Genomic DNA, 19,123 nt, shown 5'->3' with positions numbered 1-19,123 from the left:
CCACGACGCCGGAGAGGAGAACCGCAGCCGTCCCCTCGTCCGGTACGGGAGGCTGTTTCGTCGACGGCCGGGCAGGCTACTCGTTCGGTATGACACGGACACCGAGGTGGCGGCCCGGCCGGCCGGGCGGGAGCTCCACCGGCGGCACCGGCCGCGGGGACGGCGGCGGCCGAGGCGACGGGAGCAGCCGCGGCGACGGGGGCAGCGAAGGTCGCCAGGATGATGGGGGCCGGACGCGGCCGGGCCCCGCACCGGAGGTCGAGCGGCAGGCGCCCGACGAGCCGACGAGCCTGCCGAAGCGGTCGTGGTGGGCGGTGCTGCGACGCACGCTGAAGGAGTTCAAGGACGACGAACTGGCCGACCGGGCGGCAGCGCTGACGTACTACGGCGTGCTCTCCCTCTTCCCCGCCCTGCTGGTCCTCGTCTCGCTGCTGGGCATCGCGGGAAGGTCCACCACCGACAAGGTCCTGAGCAATCTGCAGCACCTGACGCCCGGGGCGGCACGGCAAGTGATCACGACCGCGGTCCGGCAGCTCCAGGGCGGTGCCGGCACCGGCTCGGTCCTGGCCGTGGTGGGTCTGCTGGCCGCCGTGTGGTCGGCGTCCGGGTACATCGCGGCGTTCATCCGCTCGTCCAACGCCGTCTACGACCTGCCCGAGGGCCGTCCGGTGTGGAAGCTGACGCCGCTCCGGCTGGCGCTGACGGTGGTGATGGTGGTGATGGCGTGTGCCAGTGCGCTGATCGTGGTCTTCACCGGCGGTCTCGCCCGCCAGGCCGGCAAGGCCCTGGGGCTGGGCGACACGGCCGTGACCGTCTGGTCGATCGCGAAATGGCCCGTGCTGGTCCTCCTCGTCACCATCATGATCGCGGTCCTGTACTGGGCGGCCCCCAACGTCCGGGGCCGCGGCTTCCGGTGGGTGACCCCCGGCAGCTTCGTGGCCCTGGCCATCTGGATGATCGCCTCCGGCGGTTTCGCGCTGTACGTCGCGAACTTCGGCGCGTACAACAAGACGTACGGCAGCCTGGCCGCGGTGATCATGTTTCTGGTCTGGCTGTGGATCAGTAACCTGGCGATCCTCCTGGGGCTGGAGTTCGACGCCGAACTCGCCCGGGAGCGTGCCATCGCCGGCGGCCACCCCCGGGAGGAGGAGCCCTACGTCGAACCGCGCGACACCCGCACGTGGAAGCACGACGAGCGCCATCCCCCGGAGTGATCGTGTGCCGGCGGAGGTGACGCTTGATCGCCGGCGGGCGAGGGCGCATCGGGCCGGGCGAGCGGGGCAGCAGTGAAGCCATGAAAAGCGTGGACGACCCGCACGAGGCCGAGCGGCGCCTGACCCGCCTGATGGCCTCCTGCCGCCATCCCCTCGTCCGGCGGGCCCGGCCGGTGGTCGGGGAGGCCGCCGAACACACCAAGGTGTGGTGGGCCATCGCCCTTGCGCTGGCCGCCGCGGGCGGATCGCGGGGCCGGAGGGCCGCGACGGCGGGGCTGGCGGCCATGGGGGCGGCGGAGCTGCTCTCCAACGGCGTGATCAAGCCGCTCCTGCGGCGACGCCGGCCGCCCGAGGAGCTGATCCCGCACGACGGCCCCGACGACCGCCCCGACAGCTCCTCCTTCCCCTCCGGGCACACCGCGGCCGCTGCCGCCTTCACCACCGCCGTCGCCCGTATCTGGCCCGGCGCGGGCGCGCTGTGCGCCGTACCGGCCGTGCTGATCGCGGCCGAGCGAGTGCACAGCGGGGCCCACTACCCCAGCGACGTCGCCGCCGGAGCCGTCGTCGGAGCCGCCGGAGCCTGCCTCACCCGCCGCCTGCCCGGCGCCCGGCTCGCCTGAGCCTGATCCGGATCCGTGAACTGTGAACCGTGCCGCCTCGAACTGGTTATTCCGGTTCGCCGTCCGGTTTACGGCATTCATTCGCTTGGTTGGGATTGATTAAACAGCTTTGTTTCATTGGTCTTGACCAATGCCCGAGATGCTTGGCATGCTGGCAATGGCCGTAAACGATCATGCGCTCTCGCCGTACGAGACGTGCCATCGGATACGCGTCACATTCCAAGACGGGGGGGCCGTAAGGAAAGTGCGCCGCGATCGGCGCAGCAGTGCGGGTGCGGGCGGATGCCGGAAGGCGCAGCACCCGCCTCACGATCAGAGAACGCATCAGCCCTGGTCAAGGGCAGTCATCAATTTCTGCAAGGGGATCGCCGCCATCGCGCGGCATTCCCTTCACATTCCTCCATGGTGCATTGGGTCCGCAAAGTCAGTGCGGAGGGCACCGCCTGCCTCATGCATATTCCGTGAACTGTCAGAGAACAGGAGGTTTGCGTCAGACGTGCAAGGAAATCCGATCACACACCAGGCCGTATCCGTCGCATATGCGCCCGAGCGCGCATCCTCGGCCCGGGTCCGCGCCGTTGACCTGTGGGCCCGGGTGGCCCTGCCGGCGGCGCCGCCCGAGCCACCCGCCGGGCCCGTGGTCGCGCCCGGCCTTCGCCTTGCCCTGTCCCTGCTCGAAGAGGGCGTGCTGACCAGCCGCGCCAACCGTTCCTGCGGCTCGTACGTGGCGCGGGCGGTGCCGTCGGCCGGAGCCGTGTACCCGTACGAGTTCGCCGTCCTCGCCATGGAGAACGGTGTGCCGGCGGCGTTCCGGATCGACGCCGATCGCCGTACGTGTGCCCGGCTGGCCGCCGGCGCCCGTGTCACCGCCGCGCTGGACGCGTCCACGCTGGCCATTCCGGAAGACGGCGGAGCGCTGGTGGTCACGCTCACCCGCCCGTGGCTTTCGATGCGCAAGTACGGTGACCGCGGATACCTGTACACCCAACTCGATGCGGGGCACGCGGCCGGGAACCTCATACTGGCCGCAGCCGGCCGTGGCGGCGCGGGGGCGCTACGGCTGCGCTTCCCCAGGGAATCCCTCTCGCACTTGCTGGGGGCGGGCGAGAACTGCCGGGAGGTCCACTCCGCGGTCCTGATGCCGGGCGGCCCGGACGGACCGGCCGGCGAGTCGTGGACCCGCTGGACCGTGCATGACGACGCCGACCGGGAGCTGCGCGGGTCCGCCTGGCGGTCGTGGCTGGAGAGCACCTGCTGGGACTCCCTCGCCGCGTGGCCCGAGCACTCGGGCTCTGCGGCCCTCCCGACCGCACCCGCAGCGCTCGCGCGCGTCCGCACCGACCACCAACTGTCCGGTGAGCAGCACGGATTGGGTGACCCGTCCGCATGGCCGGAGCTGATCGGGACGCGGGCCTCCAGCAAGGCGTTCACGGGCGAGCCCGTCTCCGCCGCCGCCGTCTGGCAGGCGGTCTCGGCCCTGACGACGCCCTTCGAGACCGACCTTCCCGGCGCCTCGCCGCTGTCCGCGACCCTGGTCCTGCGGTCGACGACGGAACCCGGGCAGGACGGGGTGTACCGGCTGGACACCGGTGAGCGGCGACCGGGACGGCTGCCGTCCACCGACGAGGTGGCCCGCGCCTGCATGCAGCAGCGCGCCCTCGCGGGGGCCGCCGCCATCCTGCTGCTGCACGTGCCGCGCACCTCGCTCGCCGGGGCCGGCTCGGCCGCCGGCGCCGAGAACCTGCGCGAACTCGCCTTCCGCTGCGGCGCCTTGGGGCAGCTGCTCTACCTGGGTGCGCACCGTGCGGAGGTCGGAGTGACCGCCATCGGGGGGTTCGACACGCAGCTGTGGCGCACGCTGGCGGGGCTGCCGGAGGACGACGAGATCCTGTACGCCCTGCTGCTCGGCTCCGCGGACGATTCGGGCATCAAATTCGACCGGCTTGCCACGGCGCACGCCCAGAACGAGCGGTGAGGCCGATGCGCGCCGTCCTTCCCGATGTCTTCACCGAAGTCCTCGCCCACCACGGTGACCGCGTCGCGATCACCGGCGCCGGCGGTTCGATCGGATACGCCGAACTCGCCGACCGGGCCCGTACGGCGGCTGCCGGGCTCGCCCGGCACGACGTGCGGGGCGAGCGGCTGAGGGTGGGCCTGTATGCCACCAACTCCGCCGACTACGTCGTCGGTTACCTTGCCACGCTGTTCGCCGGCGGGGTGCCCTTCCTGGCCGACTCGGCCTTCGGTTCGTTCGAACTCTCCCGGATCGCCGAGGACTGCGGGCTGGATCTGCTGATCCACGCCCCGGGCGCCGACATCGAATCCGTCGTGGACGACACCCTCACGGCTGACGGAGAGTTCGGCGCCCTTGCGATCAGCCGGGTGCGTCGATACGACGGCACGCGTCCGCCGTTGCTGGACGACACCGAGGTCTGCCGTTTCACGTCCGGCTCCACCGGCCGGCCCAACTGCATCGAGTTCTCCGGTGCAGCCGTGAACGCGGCGGCTGTCAACTGGGCGAAGGGCACCGGCCTTTCGGCCGAGGACCGGATCGCCTGCTTTGCCGCGCTCTCCAACGGCCTGGCCTTCAACACCTCCCTGCTGGCGGCCTTCCTGCCGGGTGCCTCACTGCACCTGTCGCACGGCCTGCCCACGGCCTCCCGGGTCGTACGGCTCCTGGAGAGCACGGCCGCTACCAGGCTGGTGGCATTCCCGGCGTTGTACGAGTCGATCGTGCGGCGCTCCCCCGGGGAAGGCTTCGCCGCCGTCCGGACCGCGATCTCTTCCGGCGCCCCGCTGCGCGAAACCGTGCGCGAGGAGTTCACCCGGCTCACCGGCGTGCCGATCCACAACTACTACGGGGTCGCCGAGACCGGGCCCCTGACGTACGCCGCCGACGGGGCGGGATACGGGCTCGGGGCTCCGCTGCCCGGTGTGCACCTGCTCGCGGAGGAGGACGGCATCCGGGTCAGGAGCGAGTCGATGGGCTCTCGTTACCTCAACGCTCCCGGCGTGTTCGAGGAGCGCGTCGACGACGAGGGCTACTACCGCACCGGCGACCAAGGCCACCTGCTCGACGGCGTGCTCCACCTGACCGGGCGTACGAGCCGGCTCGTCAACGTGGGCGGGCGCAAGATCGACCCGATCGAGATCGCCGAAGTGCTGCGCGCGGCCCCGGGAGTGCTGGACGCGGTGGCCTTCGAGGCCGAGAACCAGCACGGTGAGCCGGCCCTGGCCGCCGTCGTCGCGGCCGGCCCCGGAGTGACCGCGCAGTCCCTGCGCGCGCACTGCGCGGCGACGCTCCCTTCGTTCAAAGTGCCCGGAATCCTCCGTCTGGTGGACCGCATCCCGGCGAACTCGATCGGCAAGCCGTCCGTCGAACGCCTGCGACGCCTGCTCGGCGAACCCCGGAACAACTGACTCCCCCCCTTTCGAGACACGAGACACAGGAATTCCTCATGGACAGCAGCGCGCTCCGTACCAAGATCCTCGACCTGGTCATCGCGGCGGGGGACGGCAGCGTCACCGCCGGCGAACTCGCCGCAGCCAACTACTCGCTGCGTGACGTCGGCTACTCCTCGCTCTCCTACATGCGCCTGATCGACAGCATCGAGAACGAAGTCGGCGTCTACCTCGACCCGGAGGCCGCCATCGAGCACTACGAGACCATCGATTCCGTCACGGCCCTGGTGGTCGCCAGCGGAACAGGCGCCGATGCCTGAGACACCGATGTCTGGGGCGCTGATGCCTGAAGCACCGATGTCCGAGGCAACCATGAGCGCCGGCCCCGCGATCGGGATCGTCGGCCTCGGGCGGCTCGGCTCGGCGTTGCGGGCCGTCTGCCGGGCCGGCGGCAGGCGGGTCACCCTCACCGCCTCCCGCCGTGGCGGCTGGTCCGCCGAGGCGGTGCCCGAGGTGCTCGTCGACGCCAGCGCACCCGAGGCGCACACCGAAGTGCTCGCCTACTGCGCCGCTCACCGGGTACCGCTCGTCGCCTGCGTCTCCAACCTGACGGACATTCAGTGGAAGGCGCTGGAAGAGCTGGCCGAAGCGGTGCCGGTGGTCCGGGCCACCAACCTCTCCTTCGCCCACTACCTCCAGGTGCGCATCGCCGAGTTCACCGCCGCCTTCACCACGGGCCGGTTCGCCGCGACCACCACCGTGCGGGAGCGGCACCCGCTCGGCAAGGCGCACCGGCCGAGCGCCACCGCGCTGGCGCTGGCGGACACCTGGGCGGGGGCGAGCGGCCGGGCGGTGGCCGACATCGCCGACGAGCGGGCCGGGCTACCGGTCAGCGAACACGAGCTGACCCACACCTGGGACGGCGAGTCGTTGCACGTGCGCCATCACGTCGGCAGCTGGACGGTACCGGCCCTGGGCGCGCTGGCCGCCGCGGACTGGGCCCGGACCGCGTCCCCCGGCCTGGTCACCATGCGGACCGTTTACGACGACCTGACAGCGAGGAGCACGGCATGACCACCGACGAACCGCAGCCGCTGAGCCCGGTCGAACGCCGGCTCGTCCTCCAGGTGGCGATCGGCGCCCGGATGCTGTCGCTCGACGGGCACGACGACTTCAACCAGGGCCAGATCTCCGCCCGGATACCGGGCCGGGACGAGTTCTTCATCAAGGGGGCGCTGGTCGGCTTCGACGAGGCCGCCCCGGGGGACGTGGTCCGCTGCCCGGTGGACCACACCCTGCCCGCGCCGCCCCTGGCACCGCCGGAGCTGCCGCTGCACCAGGCCGTCTACCGGGCCCGCCCGGACGTCAACGGCATCGTCCACAGCCACGCGCCGTACACCCTGCTGTTCGGCGCCACCGACCTGCCGATGCACCCGGTCTCGCACGACGGCGCCTACTTCCGCGACCGGATCGGACTGTTCACGGAGACCAGCAACACCGTCCTGGACATCGAGACCGGCGAGCACATCGCCAAGGACCTCGGCGAGCACCCGGCCGTCCTGCTGCGCAACCACGGCGGAGTGATCGTCGGCAAGAGCGTGCGGCACGCCGCCGTCTTCGCCCAGGTGCTGGAACGGGCCTGCCGCCTTCAGCTGACCGCCGAGAGCACCGGCGTTCCGTACACCTGGTCCACCGAGCAGGACGTGGCCGCCAAGCAGGACTTCATCTACGCCGACCTGTCCGTCCGCTCGTACTGGGACTACGCCGTCCGCCGGGTCGGCCGGCACTGGCCGGAGACCACCGAATGGGACCGCAACCGACACACGGAGGTCGTCCGATGAAGGTCCAGCGCATCCTGCCCACGGAGGAGGCGGCCGATCTGCTCGGCCTGGTCCGGGAGATAGCGGCCGGTGAACTCGCCCCCCGCGTCGCGGCGTTCGAAGCCGCCCACGAGTTCCCCCGGGAGGTCGTGCGCACGCTGGGCAAGGCCGGGCTGCTGAGCCTGCCGTACCCCGAGGAGTACGGCGGAGGCGGACAGCCGTACGAGGTCTACCTCCAGGCGCTCGAGGAGATCGCCTACCACTGGTTCGCGGTGGCCGAGGCGGTCAACGTGCACAACCTCGCCTGCTTCGGCACCGCCGCGTACGGCACCCGGGCCCAGCGCGAGGAGCTGCTGCCCGGCATGCTGGGCGGCGAACTCCTGGGCGCGTACTGCCTGTCCGAGGCGGAGGCCGGTTCGGACGCGGCCTCGCTCACCACCCGGGCCGTGCGGGAGGACGACGGCTACCGCATCACGGGCACCAAGTCCTGGGTCACCCACGCCGGTCACGCGGACTTCTACAACGTGTTCGGCCGCACCGGCGGGCCGGGCGCCCGGGGGCTGTCCTGCCTGGTGGTTCCCGGCGGCACGCCCGGCATGGTGGTGCACGAACAGGAGCGGAAGCTCGGCGTCTGGTCGAACCCCACCGCCCAGGTCGGTTTCGAGGACGTCCGGGTGCCGGCCGGGCGGCTGATCGGCCGCGAGGGCAAGGGCTTCCTGATCGCGATGGGTGCACTGGACTGCGGCCGGCTGGGCATCGCGGCCTGCGCGGTCGGCATCGCCCAGGCCGCCGCCGACTACGCCGTGCGGTACGCGAAGGAGCGCCGTCAGTTCGGGCAGCGGATCATCTCCTTCCAGGGCGTGGGCTTCATGCTGGCCGACATGGCCACGCAGATCGCCGCGGCACGGGCGCTCACCCTGGCGGCCGCCCGCCTGAAGGACGCCGGCCGGCCCTACTCGCTGGAGGCGGCGAAGGCGAAGCTGTTCGCCACCGACATGGCGATGAAGGTGACCACCGACGCGGTGCAGGTGCTCGGCGGCGCCGGTTACGTCTCCGACCACCCGGTGGAGCGCTGGATGCGCGAGGCCAAGCTGCTGCAGATCGTCGAGGGCACCAACCAGATCCAGCGCATGGTCATCTCGCAGGGCCTGGACTGAAGAAGCCGAAGAAGCGGCCGGGAAGCCGATGAAATCGCAGAGCTCAAAAGGCTCGAAGAGATCGAAGAGAAGGTTTGGCACACGATGACCACGGTCGAGGAGCGGACCATCAGACTGGATTCCGCGAGAGCCGGGACGGGTCCGGCCACCTGGGGGCAGCGGGCGATCTGGGGCGTCGTCACCCGGCTCGGTGACGACGCCCCCCGGTACAACCTGCGCCTCGATCTCCCCCTCGCCCCGCCCCGCCCGGCCTCCCGCGTCCTCGCGGACCTGGCGGAGCTGCTCCGGATGCACGACAGCCTGCACACCAGGCTGCTGCCGGACGGCGAGGACGGTCTGGAGCAGGTGGTGGACGGGGCGGGTGAGCTTCCGGTGGAGGTCCGTACGTGCTCCGCGGCGCAGGCTCCGGCGGCCGGTGCGGCCCTGGTGGAGGAGTTGGCGGGGCGCCCCTTCGACCACGCGCGGGAGTGGCCGTTCCGGGCCGGCCTCGTGGAGTGCGAGGGCCTGGTCCACCGGCTGGTGCTGGCGGCGTCGCACACCGCGATGGACCTCTGGGGGGAGGGCCGGATGCGCCGCGACCTGCAGCTGATCGCAGCCGGGGAGTGCGCCGAGTCACTGCTCCTGGCGCGCCCCGCCCTCCAGCCCCTGGAGGCCGCCGCGCTCCAGGCATCGCCGCTCGGCCGTCGCAAGGACGAGGCGGCCCGGCGCTACTGGTGCGAGCGGCTGGCCGCCGGGCCCCGGCGGATCTTCCCGGAACCCGCGGCGCCGGAGCTCGCGGCGGCCGATCCGGGCCGGCTGTTCCCCAACGCCCTGCTGCGCTCGCCCGCGCTGGCGGTCGCCGTCGAGCGGGTGGCGGAGAAGCTGGGGGTGAGCGATGCCGCGGTGCTGCTGGGGGCGGCCTCCCACCAGCTGGCCAGGATGTCCGGGAGCAGTGACGTGCTGTTCCAGGTGGTGGTGAGCAACCGCTTCCAGCCGGCCGCCGCCGAGTCGGTCAGCACGATGGCGCAGGAGGCCGTGTTCCTCCTCCCCGACGCGGACAAGGACTTCGAGGACGCGGTACGGCGGACGCGGTCCGTCTCGTTCAGCGCGTTCCGCCACGCGGGGTACGACAAGTGGGCGCTGGACCGGGAGGTGGCGCGGCTGGTCGAGCGAGGTGAGGCGGCCGACCATTCGTGCTGGTGGAACGACACGCGGGACCCGGGCAGCGGGCCGTTCGACACGGTCGAGCGGCCGCGGGCCGCGCTGGGCGAGCTGGCCGGACGGACCGAACTGAGCTGGCCGGCGGAGTTCCTGCCCCGGGCGAACGTCTCGGTCGCGGTGGACGTGCTGACGGCCCCGGGCGCCCTGGAGCTCTGCATGACCGCTGACCCGGCGGTCCTCACCCGCGAGGGGATGGAGCGCTTCCTGCGCGGGGTCGAGGAATCGGTGATCGCCGAGGCGATCGCCCGGAGGGACGGATGAGCGTACGGATGGCCAAGTGGTACGCGGGAATCGCCTGGACGGGCGCGGGGTACCAGGTCGAGGTCCTCGACGGGGCGGGGCAGCGGGTGGCGGAGCCGAGCAGCTGGGGTGCCGGCCAGGTCGCCGGTCTCATCGGCCGGCTGCGGGAGCTGGGTGAGCAGCATCCGCTGGCCGCGGTGTTCGAGAGCACCAACGGCCTGCTCGACGGGCCGATGACGGCGGCCGGTCTGGAGGTCTACCGCGCCGATCCCTGGCTGCTGCCGCCCCGGCCGCTGTTCGGCTCCGTCCCGGCCCGCCTGCTGGCGGAGCGGGCGCGGAGCGAGCCCGGCAGGCTGGCCCGGGTGACCGCCGAAGGGGGCAGTCTGACGGGCCGCGCCGACGAGTACTTCGAAGGCGTGCGGCGCAGCGAGCCGGTGCAGGCGGCGCTGACGGCGGCCGGACGGTGCTTCGAGCACGGCAGCCGGGACACGCCGCGGGCCGCGCTCACCTTCGACGACGGCCCCGATCCGGTGCACACGCGCCGGATCCTGGAGATCCTGGACCGCTACGGCGTCCGGGCGACGTTCTTCTGCGTCGGTCACCACGTCGCGGCGCTGCCCGACGAGGTGCGCCGGGTCGCCGCGGCCGGCCACGAGCTGGGCAACCACTCCTGGTCGCACCCCTTCCTGCCCGACCTGACACCTGATCAGCTGCGGGAGCAGATCGACCGGACGGCGGAGGCGGTGTCCCGGGTGACCGGCGAGGCTCCGGTCCGGTTCCGGCCGCCGTACGGAGCCCTGAGCCCGGAGGTGCTGACCACCCTGGCGGAGCATCCGACCACTCTGACGATGTGGGACGTGGACTCCCGCGACTGGGCCGGGCCGGGGCCGGAGCGGATCGCCTCGACCGTCCTGGAGGCCGCCGGGCCGGGCTCGGTGGTGCTGCTGCACGAGGGTGCCGGCGATCGCGGCCAGACCGTTCAAGCCCTTCCCTCGATCATCGAGGGCCTGCTCGAACGCGGCCTGGAACTGGTCACCGTGGGAGAACTGCCCGCGCCGCCACTCGACCATGAAGATCACGAACTACGGCTGGAGCACTGAACACTCATGAAAGACCGCTCGGCAGACCACGGCGCGGCGGCGTCTTCGCAGACCCGGGAGCGGCCCGCCGAGGCGCCGCCGGCCGGGGAACCGGCGATCTGGTCCCGTAACTTCCGGTACTACTTCACGGCCCGCAGCGCGGGCCTGCTCGGCTGGGCCATGCTGCCGGTCGCGGTCTCGGCCGGACTGCTCAGCGCCGGGTACGGCCTGAGCACCGCGGGGTACTCGATGGCCTTCCTGGTGGGCCCGTTCGCCGGTCTGGTGCTGTTCGGCGGGGTGCTCGCCGACCGTTTCACCGCCCGCCGGATGATGATCGCCGCCGACCTCGCCAACCTCACCGCCCACGTGCTGCTCGCCTTCCTCTTCATCCACGGCATCGACCACCTCTGGCACCTGTACGCGCTGCTGGTGGTGGCCGGTACCGCCAATGCGATGTTCCAGCCGGGCGCCTCCTCGACCGTCCCGCTCGTGGCCCGCGACGTGCAGGGCGCGAACGGCGTGCTGCGCATCTCCGAGGCGCTCACCGCGCTGGGCGGCCCGGCGCTGGCCGGTGTGCTGGTCGGAACCGCCGCCACCGGCTGGGTGATGGTGATCTCCGCCGTCGCCTACGGAACCAGCGCCGTCTGCCTGTTCTCGCTCCGGCTCGGCGCGGTGCCCGCTCCGCCGGCCGGTGAGAGCCTGGGCCGCAACCTGGTGGCCGGCTGGCACGAGTTCCGCGCCCGCAACTGGCTCTGGGGCGTGATCGTGATCTGGATGTTCTTCGCCGTGCTCTCCTGGGGGCCGCAGCTGTCGGTCGCCGCCGGGGTGATCGTGCCCGAGCACGGTGCCACCGCCTTCGGCCTCCTCAACTGTGCCTTCGGCGCGGGCACCGTGGCCGGCGGCCTGCTGGCGATCCGCTACAAGCCCGCACGGCCGCTCGCCGCCGGGGCCGTGGCGATGCTGGCCTACCCGCTCTACCCGCTCGGCATCGTGCTCGGCTGGCCGGTCTGGCTGCTCGCCGCGGCCCAGGTCGCGGTCGGGGCCGGCATCAGCTTCTGGGGCGTCATGTGGGCCACGAGCGTGCAGACCCAGGTGCCGGGCGAGGTCCTCAACCGCGTCCACGCCTACGAGGTCGCGGGGTCGGTCGGCATGTTCCCGGTCGGCAGCGCGCTGGCCGGCCCGGCCGCCGGTGCCTTCGGCACCGACCGGGTGCTCCAGGTGGGCATCGCGGTCTCCCTCCTCACCGCCGCCGCCCTGCTGGCCGTCCGCCCCATCCGCACCTTGGGCCGGGCGCCGGAACGCGCTTGAGCGGGGCGGGCCGGCTCGTGGGTCATGAAATGGGCCCGGAGGCCGGCCGCCCGTCGTCGGCCGGTCTCCGGGCGTTCGGCTCCTACGCCGGTGTGAGGCGCTTGAACCAGGTCGCCGGGCTGGTGGTGCCGGACGACTGGACGTAAACCCGGGCGGGTATGGCGGCGATGTGTTCCTGGTTGTTGCCGTCGATGTCGCGGAGCACGATGTACCCGGTGTAGAAGGCGCCGTTCGCCCGGCCCTCCAGGTACCCCTTCTCGTCCTTGGGCACGCTGATCTCGACGGCCGTCTCCAGCGTGTTCTGCACCCTCTTCACCGAGGTCGAGGAGTAGCTGTAGGTGAAGCTGGCTTCGGCACCGGCCTCCGCGCCGTCGCCGCTGACCTTGGGGCTGATCTTGCCGCCGGCCTGCCAGCCCTCCGTCTCGCTCTTCTCGTCGGTGACGGACGCTGAGACCTTGCAGGTGAGCTTTCCCTCGCCCGCGATGCCGTCACTCGCCCCGCGCACCGGGTACTTCTCGTCGAGCTTGCCGACGAAGACGCACGGCGCGGTCTGACCGTAGGCCGGGTGCTTCGGGTCCTTGCTGACCATGCCGCAGTACTGCTCGGCGTTCATGCCTCCCGAGGGGATCGCGTCGTCCTTGGTGTTCCCGCGTATGTCGTGGCCCTCGGCCGGTGACGAACCCGGCCAGCCCTTGACCAGGTGGTCGGCGCTCGCCCGGAGGGGTGCGGGGTTCTTGGCGTCGGCCGCGTACTGCGCCGCCGCCTGCTAAAGATGACACACGGTCTCCTGGTCGGTCGGGCGTCGGCTCCCGCATCACCCGCCGGCTGCACCGCACCGCGAAGGCCGCCCGGCGCATCAGCACCGGCGACCTCGACGCCCGGGTGAGGGACCCTAGCGCCGAACGACCCGGCCGGGCCCGGGACGAGGCCGCCGCGGTGGCGGCGGCGCTCGACGCCATGGCCGCCGGCCTGCAGGCCGGATTGCACAGCGAACAGCGCTTCACCGCCGACGTCGCCCACGAACTGCGCACGCCTCTCGCCGGTCTGCACGGCGCGGCGGGACTGCTGCCGCCCGGCCGCCCGGCCGACATGGTGCGCGACCGTGCCGGCGCCCTGATCCGGCTGACCGAGGGCCTGCTGGAGATCTCCCGGCTCGACGCACGGGTGGAACAGGCCGACCTGGACGTCCACCGGCTGGGCCCCCTGGCCGAACGCGCGGTGCGGGCCACCGGAAGGTCGGGCGGCGCGGAGGGCGGCAGGAGGACCGGCCACGGTCTGGGCCTGACGATCGCCACCGGCCAGGCCCACGTCCTGGGCGCCACCCTCCGCTTCACGAACGCCCCCGACGGCGGAGCCCTCGCCGAACTCCGCCTACCGTCCCACCCGGCCCCGCCCCCGGCTGAGCCGCTCCGCCGCCTTGCCCGTAGTCCTGCCGCCGCTGCTGCGGGTCCACGGCGGTGACCTCGCGCGGGCGGGATCACCCTGACCCGCGCACTGTCTCGGTCGCCTTCTAGGGTCGTCCGTATGATGATCGACTCCGGGGCGGCCGGCTCGCCCTTCGAATCTCTCCGGGCGGACGCCCTCACCAGCCCGGACCAGTTGCGCGAGCTCTACCCGCAGCCGAACCCGCACGCGCTCCGCAAGGAGATCACCCACCTGACCGAGGAGACCCGGGCGCTGATCGGCTGTTCCTCGCTGGTGTTCATCGGCAGTGCGGACGCCGAGGGCCGGGCGGACGTGACGCCGCGTGGTGGCCCGGCCGGGTTCGTCTCGGTGCTGGACGAGCGGACCTTGGCCATCCCCGACGCGACCGGCAACAAGCGGCTCGACACCATGCACAACGTGCTGCAGACCGGACGCGTCGGCCTGCTCTTCCTCATTCCCGGCCGCCCGACCACGCTGCGCGTCAATGGCCGCGCCTGCGTCTCGGCGCGCCCGGAGCTGCTCGCCCAGCTCACTCCCGTGGGAAAACCGCCGGTCACGGCGATAGTGGTGGAGGTCGAGCAGGTCTACCCGCACTGTCCGAAGTCGCTGATGCGCGCCAACGCCTGGCAACCGGAGCGATGGGTACCCGCTGACGCCCAGCCGACCAGCGCCGAGGTGACGCTGTCCCAGCTGAACCTGCCGGGCCTGACCATCGACCAGATCGAGGAGGCCGAACGGGAGTCGCTACAGCTGCGTTACGAGTGAAGGCGGATGAGCACTGAGCAGGCCGTCGATGATCCGCCCGTACATCAGGCGGGCAGCCCTTCCCGTCAGGCCGTCGAGGGGCCGGGGCACTCCGCGCACGCGCACCTCGGCGGACCACACGACGCGGGACCGCCGTGCGTGCGCCTCGCCGGCGGCAGGCCGGAGCGTGATCTCGGCCCAGCCCTGGACGACACGTCCGCGCTTCTCCACCCGGCAGTAGCCGGGAGCGGCGCGGGACGGGGGTGGCTCCCACCGTACGACCTCCATGGGGTCGTCGAAGGCGACGGGGCCGAGACCGGTCCGGGCGACGAAGCGCGTTCCCGTGCGGGTGGGCGGCGGAGTGATCACCTCGATGGTGGTGAACGGCACGTGGGCGGCGTGTCCCTCCCAGTGCGTCAGCCGCTCCCAGACGGTCCCGGCCGGCAGCGGGACCTCGCGTTCGATCCGGAAGAAGGCCATGCCCGTACGCAACCGCCGGCCTTCAGCGGAGCCCGCGCGCGAGCGGGTGCCGCGGCTCGTACAGGCGCAGCTCGCCTCCGCCCGGCAGGCGGAGGGTGGTGAGCAGTCCCCATCGTTCGTCGCTGACCGGCTGGGTGAACTCCACGCCCTGCGCGGTCAGCTCTTCCACCGTCCGCCGGACGTCGTCGCACATCAGGAACAGCTCGTGGCCGCCGGGCCCCTGGGACGGGTGCACCGCGGCCTCGGCGGGCGGCAGCTCGAAGATCAGCCACCCGCCGCCGGCGTCGACGTACGGGAAGCCGAGCACGTCCCGGAGGAAGGCCCGGTCCGCCTCGGCGTCCTGGCTGAACACGACGACGTGCGCGCCACTGATCATGTCTCCGCTCTCCCTGCCGGCTCGGGAAGCCTCTCTCCTGCACCCTAAGGACTTCACCGTAAGGAGGGGGGCGGGGCGGCGCCACCGGGCCGTCCACGTGCCTGAACGAGGGCCTCGGCCCCCGCATGGCGGTCGAGGCCGAGGCCGAGGCCCTCACTCCTGCTGCGCAGTGCCCGTCACACGGGCCCGAGCAGCCGCACTCGTGCACGTGTCACGCCGCGGGCTTCTGCAGCCAGTCCGCTTCGGTGGTCCAGAACAGCTGGCGCGCACCGAGGTAGTCGTGGGCGAAGTCCGTGAACCGTTCACGGGTGAACGGCTTACCGGTCTTGGGGTCCTTGGCGGCGATGTCGGGTTCCTGGACGGCCATCGCGACGAGGGGAAGGGCACCCTTGTACTCGTGGAGGAACTTGTAGGAGTTCTCCATCTGGTACTTGCGGTCCGGCAGGGTGTCCGGTCCTCCGATGCCGATCTTCTTGTCCCGGGCGAGGTCGAACATCTCCTTCATGCGCTTGTGGTCGTCGTCGTCCGGCAGGAAGTTGACGTACTGGATGAACTGCGTCTTGGTGAAGACCTTCTTGCCGTAGCGCATGTTGTCGATCTCGGCGTCGATGTAGGACTTCGAGGTGTACTTGGTCCGGTCCGTCTTGGTGTCCACGTCGACCGCGGTCTCCGGAAGGTTCACCCCGGCGAGCTTGCCGTCGAACTTCTTCGCCATCGCCTTCAGCATGGCCTGGAAGTCGGCTCGCACCTTGTTGTTCCACTGCGCGGCCATGGCCCCGTGGGTGGTGGGGTTGTCGGGGTTCTCATCGATCGTCGGTGCGACCCCGCCCTCGTCCTTCACGTACTGGGGAAGGTTGGCGTCCTTCATGGCCACGTCGAAGAACCGGTCCTGAACCTGGACGAACAGTTTCTTGTGCCGTTCCTGGAGGTACTTCAGGGCACTGTCCAGCCGCGACCACTTGTACTCCCCCTTCTTCCCCTCAAGGGCCTTCCAGGGCGCCACCACCTGTACGCCGCCGATGTCCGCGCGGTCAATCATGGCCTTGACCTTCGGGTCCTCGCCGGACACGGCATCCTCGAAGGCGCCGAGCGACATGTACAGGTTGTCCGTCACCTTGCCCTGGGACACCGAGGCGGCACCCTTGCCGGGGGGCACCGAGGTGGAGGCCTTGCCGGGGGCGGGAACCGCGGCGGCCGCCCCTACGGCGGCCGTCAAGGCCGCGGCCGTGAGGACGACAGATCCGACTGCACGACGTTGCATCTTCATGAACGGGACGCTAGGGGAACGTTATTAGCGAAAGATAAGAGCGTCCGTCGCCGGCGATCGTGGGCCTGTTTTGAGCCAAGATCATCAAGCCGCGTTGTGCAGGTGGTGCCCGCGTGCAAGATATGTCGGGGCTCCGCCTCGGGGGCGGGGAGCAGGAGAAACAGGTGAATCAGTGACGTTACGCATGGACGACGTGCGGAAGCTCTTGGGGGACGGCGGCCGTCGAGGGCAGGTGGAGATCCCCGCGTCCGTACTCGGCGCGGCGCCGTCCTCGGACCTCGACTTCCCGGACCCCGTCTTCCCGGACCTCGTCTTCCCGGACCTCACGGACCCGGACGGCGTGCTGCGGATCGACGACGCGGCGGCCGAGTCGCGCGCATTCGGCGAGTTGCGGGTGACCGGACGGGCCGTGACGACCGCCGGGCCCGGACCGGTGCCCGTACGGGTGGCCTTCACCGGCGACGGTGAGCAGGTGACCGGCGTGCTGGCGGTCGCGGAGCTCGGGGCGGGCCGCGAGCTGCGGCTGGTCGGCGGCGCCCCTGCCGCCACCGAACTCCCGCCCGGCGCGTGGGCGGTGGTGAACGGCCGGGCGTACCGGCTGACCCGCGCCGCCCCCGTACCGCAGACCGACCCCGGACGGCGGGACGGCCTGGGCCGGGCCCTGCCCGCGGTCCGCGCGAAATCCGCCGCCGGCCGGGAACGGGGGCCGCGGGCGCTGGTGACCGGCCACGGCGTCCTGCTGCCCCGGCCCTCCGCCGTGCGCCGCAGGGGCATGCGCGTGCTGGAGTCGCCGGCCGTGCGCGGCTGGTCGCCGATCGGGCCGGTCGACGGCGCGAACGGGATCGCCATCGAGCTCGTCGAACCGCCGCTGCGCATCGCCGGCGCGGTGACCGCGCTGCCGGCCGCCCCGCCGTACACGTCTTCGGGGGCGTACTACTCGTGGACACCGGGACGTTCAACGGCTCCGCGATGGGCGCGTACGTCGTCCCCGACGACAGCGGCGAGGCGGGACCGTCGTTCTTCGGCTACGGGTCGCTCGGCAGCGAGACCGGCTTCGGCCCGCCCGGGTTCCAGGTCCGGGGCGTCTCGGCCGGTTTCGGGTGGAACAGCCGGGTCCGGGTCCCGTCCGCCGACGCCCTGGGAGAGTTCCCCTTCCTGGTGGCGCTGGACAATCCCGGTGAGATCGGTGCCGACGGCGAGCAGGTCGATCCGCTGTCGGTGCTGAGCACCCTCATCGGTGGCCCGAATCCGTGGGTGCAGCCGCAGGAGGGCGATCTGTGGATCGCCCTCGGCATGGCCTTCGACGTTTTCGAAAGCTCCCGCGGGCGCGCGATGCTCCTGGTGCAGCCCGGGCCGGAACTGGCCTTCAGCCTGCTCGGCGTCGGCGGCGTCCTGCTGCCGACCAAGAGCGACCAGAAGATCGCCCGGGTGGACATCGGCATCGAGGCGACCCTCCGGCCCCGGGCCGGGGAGCTGAGCCTGAGCGCCGCGATGACCGAGAAGACGTTCATCCTCGACCCGAACTGCAAGATGCGCGGCGGCGTCGGGGTGAAGGTCTGGTTCGGCGACCATCCGCACGCCGGCGACTTCGCAGTGGTCCTCGGCGCCCTCCCGGCCGGTCACGAGGTCCCCGTCCGCCACCCCCGGCAGCAGCCCGCCAGTATCACCTGGGGCATCGGGTCCACCGTCAGCATCAGCGGCAACGCCTACGCCGCGCTCAACCCCAAGTGGCTCATGGCGGGCGGAAGTCTCGACATCGCCTTCGAGTCCGGTGCACTGCGCGCCTGGCTGACCGCCCGCTTCGACGCCGCGCTGGAGTGGAACCCGTTCCACTTCGACATGGGCGTGGGGGTACGGGTCGGGGTGTCCGCGACCGTCAAGGTGTGGAAGTTCAAGGTCAGGGTCTCGGTCGAGGTCGGCATCAGCGGCCGGGTGTGGGGCCCGCCGGTGGGCGGCGAGTTCACCGTTCACCTGTGGTTCGTCTCCTTCACCGTCGGCTTCGGTTCGCCGCGCCGCAACACTCCCCCCGCACTGGACTGGGGCGGCTTCCAGGGCATGCTCCCGCCGCCGCAGAACATGGTCCGCACCGTCGCGAACGCCGGATACGCCGGCGACGGCGCCCCGGCCGAGCCCGGCGCGGTCAAGCCGTGGCTGGCCGGCAACGGCGGTCTCACCTTCACCGCCGACACGCAGGCGCCGGTCGGCAAGCTGTTCCTGGACCGGACGGGCACCGAGCCGGTGGCCGCCGGCGACACGCTGGACATCCTGCCCATGCGCCTACGCGACCGCGACAGCGAACTACGGGTGTGGCTGACCCGCGACGGCCAGGACGTGTCCCTGGCGGACTGGGGCCGCTCGGTGGTGCGCGGCAACGTGGCCAACGGCCTGTGGGGCGAACGGCCGGACGCGCCCGGCGACGGGCTGCTCCGCAACCGCATCCTCGGCGTACGGCTGACGTCGCCGCCGGTGGACCACGGCACCTCCACCGGTTTCATCGACGAGCGCGCGATCGCCTTCGACCCGATCGCCCCGGACGGCAACCAGCCGCTGTCCGCAGCCGAGAGCCCCGCGGGACCGGCGCCGCAGCGGCCGGGCACCGTCATCGGGACGATCCAGGACGGCATCGACACAGCCGCCACCCGCGGCAACCGCGCCGCTCTGGTGGACGCGCTGAAGCGCCTCGGCACCGACCCGGGTCCACTCGACGACGACCTGAGCGCGTACGCCCGTGCCGCCGGCACCGCCTTCACCGCCGAGCCGATGCTGGTCCCGGCCGCCGGCTGAAACGGCC

17 protein-coding genes and 1 pseudogene are annotated in these 19,123 nt (G+C 72.0%); 14 read left to right on the top strand and 4 right to left on the bottom strand.

Going from position 1 to position 19,123, the window contains the following annotated elements; translation table 11 throughout:
• The first annotated feature begins 89 nt into the window (after positions 1–89).
• The 11 genes from ACFZCD_RS09130 to ACFZCD_RS09080 all read left to right on the top strand — a co-directional run bounded on the left by ACFZCD_RS09130 (position 90) and on the right by ACFZCD_RS09080 (position 12,040).
• Positions 90–1,214 carry a YihY/virulence factor BrkB family protein gene (locus ACFZCD_RS09130; protein WP_391829154.1) on the top strand — a complete coding sequence of 375 codons (1,125 nt, stop codon included), beginning with the start codon at positions 90–92 and terminating at the stop codon, positions 1,212–1,214.
• An 80-nt stretch (positions 1,215–1,294) separates the two neighbouring features.
• Positions 1,295–1,834 (top strand): phosphatase PAP2 family protein, encoded by a 540-nt coding sequence (locus ACFZCD_RS09125; protein ID WP_391829153.1) that lies wholly within the window; start codon positions 1,295–1,297, stop codon positions 1,832–1,834.
• Positions 1,835–2,330: 496 nt separating this feature from the next.
• Entirely contained in the window at positions 2,331–3,809 is a 1,479-nt protein-coding gene (locus ACFZCD_RS09120) for a nitroreductase family protein (RefSeq protein ID WP_391829152.1), read from the top strand.
• 5 nt (positions 3,810–3,814) lie between these two features.
• Positions 3,815–5,254 (top strand): class I adenylate-forming enzyme family protein, encoded by a 1,440-nt coding sequence (locus tag ACFZCD_RS09115; protein WP_391829151.1) that lies wholly within the window; start codon positions 3,815–3,817, stop codon positions 5,252–5,254.
• 38 nt (positions 5,255–5,292) lie between these two features.
• Complete coding sequence (locus ACFZCD_RS09110; protein ID WP_391829150.1) at positions 5,293–5,556, top strand: phosphopantetheine-binding protein; 264 nt, start codon at positions 5,293–5,295, stop codon at positions 5,554–5,556.
• 37 nt (positions 5,557–5,593) lie between these two features.
• A complete protein-coding gene (locus ACFZCD_RS09105; protein WP_391829149.1) occupies positions 5,594–6,310 on the top strand; it encodes a dihydrodipicolinate reductase C-terminal domain-containing protein in 717 nt (238 codons plus the stop codon).
• Positions 6,307–7,077 carry a class II aldolase/adducin family protein gene (locus ACFZCD_RS09100; protein WP_391829148.1) on the top strand — a complete coding sequence of 257 codons (771 nt, stop codon included), beginning with the start codon at positions 6,307–6,309 and terminating at the stop codon, positions 7,075–7,077. Before ACFZCD_RS09105 ends, ACFZCD_RS09100 begins: the two co-directional genes overlap by 4 nt.
• Positions 7,074–8,213: an acyl-CoA dehydrogenase family protein gene (locus ACFZCD_RS09095; protein ID WP_391829147.1), complete on the top strand. Its 1,140-nt coding sequence runs from the start codon at positions 7,074–7,076 to the stop codon at positions 8,211–8,213. The genes ACFZCD_RS09100 and ACFZCD_RS09095 overlap by 4 nt, the downstream gene beginning before the upstream one ends.
• A gap of 84 nt (positions 8,214–8,297) precedes the next feature.
• Positions 8,298–9,674: a condensation domain-containing protein gene (locus ACFZCD_RS09090; RefSeq protein WP_391829146.1), complete on the top strand. Its 1,377-nt coding sequence runs from the start codon at positions 8,298–8,300 to the stop codon at positions 9,672–9,674.
• Positions 9,671–10,753, top strand: coding sequence for a polysaccharide deacetylase family protein (locus ACFZCD_RS09085; protein WP_391829145.1), 1,083 nt, complete (start codon positions 9,671–9,673; stop codon positions 10,751–10,753). Before ACFZCD_RS09090 ends, ACFZCD_RS09085 begins: the two co-directional genes overlap by 4 nt.
• A 6-nt stretch (positions 10,754–10,759) precedes the next feature.
• Entirely contained in the window at positions 10,760–12,040 is a 1,281-nt protein-coding gene (locus ACFZCD_RS09080; RefSeq protein ID WP_391829144.1) for an MFS transporter, read from the top strand.
• An 82-nt stretch (positions 12,041–12,122) separates the two neighbouring features.
• On the opposite strand, the gene ACFZCD_RS09075 is transcribed toward ACFZCD_RS09080, so the two are convergent.
• Complete coding sequence (locus ACFZCD_RS09075) at positions 12,123–12,653, bottom strand: hypothetical protein (RefSeq protein WP_391829143.1); 531 nt, start codon at positions 12,651–12,653, stop codon at positions 12,123–12,125.
• Positions 12,654–12,847: 194 nt separating this feature from the next.
• Between ACFZCD_RS09075 and ACFZCD_RS09070 the strand changes: the two are divergent.
• Together ACFZCD_RS09070 and ACFZCD_RS09065 are read left to right on the top strand one after the other, a co-directional pair.
• Positions 12,848–13,501: pseudogene (locus ACFZCD_RS09070) on the top strand (sensor histidine kinase); the annotation flags it as partial.
• A 63-nt stretch (positions 13,502–13,564) separates the two neighbouring features.
• Positions 13,565–14,230: an MSMEG_1061 family FMN-dependent PPOX-type flavoprotein gene (locus ACFZCD_RS09065; protein WP_391829142.1), complete on the top strand. Its 666-nt coding sequence runs from the start codon at positions 13,565–13,567 to the stop codon at positions 14,228–14,230.
• Here the strand turns inward: ACFZCD_RS09065 and ACFZCD_RS09060 are convergent.
• The 3 genes from ACFZCD_RS09060 to ACFZCD_RS09050 all read right to left on the bottom strand — a co-directional run bounded on the left by ACFZCD_RS09060 (position 14,210) and on the right by ACFZCD_RS09050 (position 16,332).
• Complete coding sequence (locus tag ACFZCD_RS09060; RefSeq protein ID WP_391829141.1) at positions 14,210–14,689, bottom strand: SRPBCC family protein; 480 nt, start codon at positions 14,687–14,689, stop codon at positions 14,210–14,212. The genes ACFZCD_RS09065 and ACFZCD_RS09060 overlap by 21 nt on opposite strands.
• Before the next feature lie 22 nt (positions 14,690–14,711).
• A complete protein-coding gene (locus ACFZCD_RS09055; protein ID WP_391829140.1) occupies positions 14,712–15,065 on the bottom strand; it encodes a VOC family protein in 354 nt (117 codons plus the stop codon).
• A gap of 211 nt (positions 15,066–15,276) precedes the next feature.
• The gene (locus tag ACFZCD_RS09050; RefSeq protein WP_391829139.1) at positions 15,277–16,332 is read right to left on the bottom strand and encodes a hypothetical protein; all 1,056 of its coding nucleotides are present in this window, start codon (positions 16,330–16,332) and stop codon (positions 15,277–15,279) included.
• 939 nt (positions 16,333–17,271) lie between these two features.
• On the opposite strand from ACFZCD_RS09050, the gene ACFZCD_RS09045 reads away from it, so the two are divergent.
• The gene (locus tag ACFZCD_RS09045; RefSeq protein WP_391829138.1) at positions 17,272–19,116 is read left to right on the top strand and encodes a DUF6603 domain-containing protein; all 1,845 of its coding nucleotides are present in this window, start codon (positions 17,272–17,274) and stop codon (positions 19,114–19,116) included.
• Positions 19,117–19,123 lie beyond the last annotated feature (7 nt).

It is taken from the genome of Streptomyces sp. NPDC008001 (assembly GCF_042958085.1).
In the GTDB taxonomy this organism is placed as follows: Bacteria; Actinomycetota; Actinomycetes; order Streptomycetales; family Streptomycetaceae; genus Streptomyces.
The sequence above is the reverse complement of the archived record's forward strand: the minus strand, read 5'-3'. Positions and strand labels throughout refer to the sequence as shown.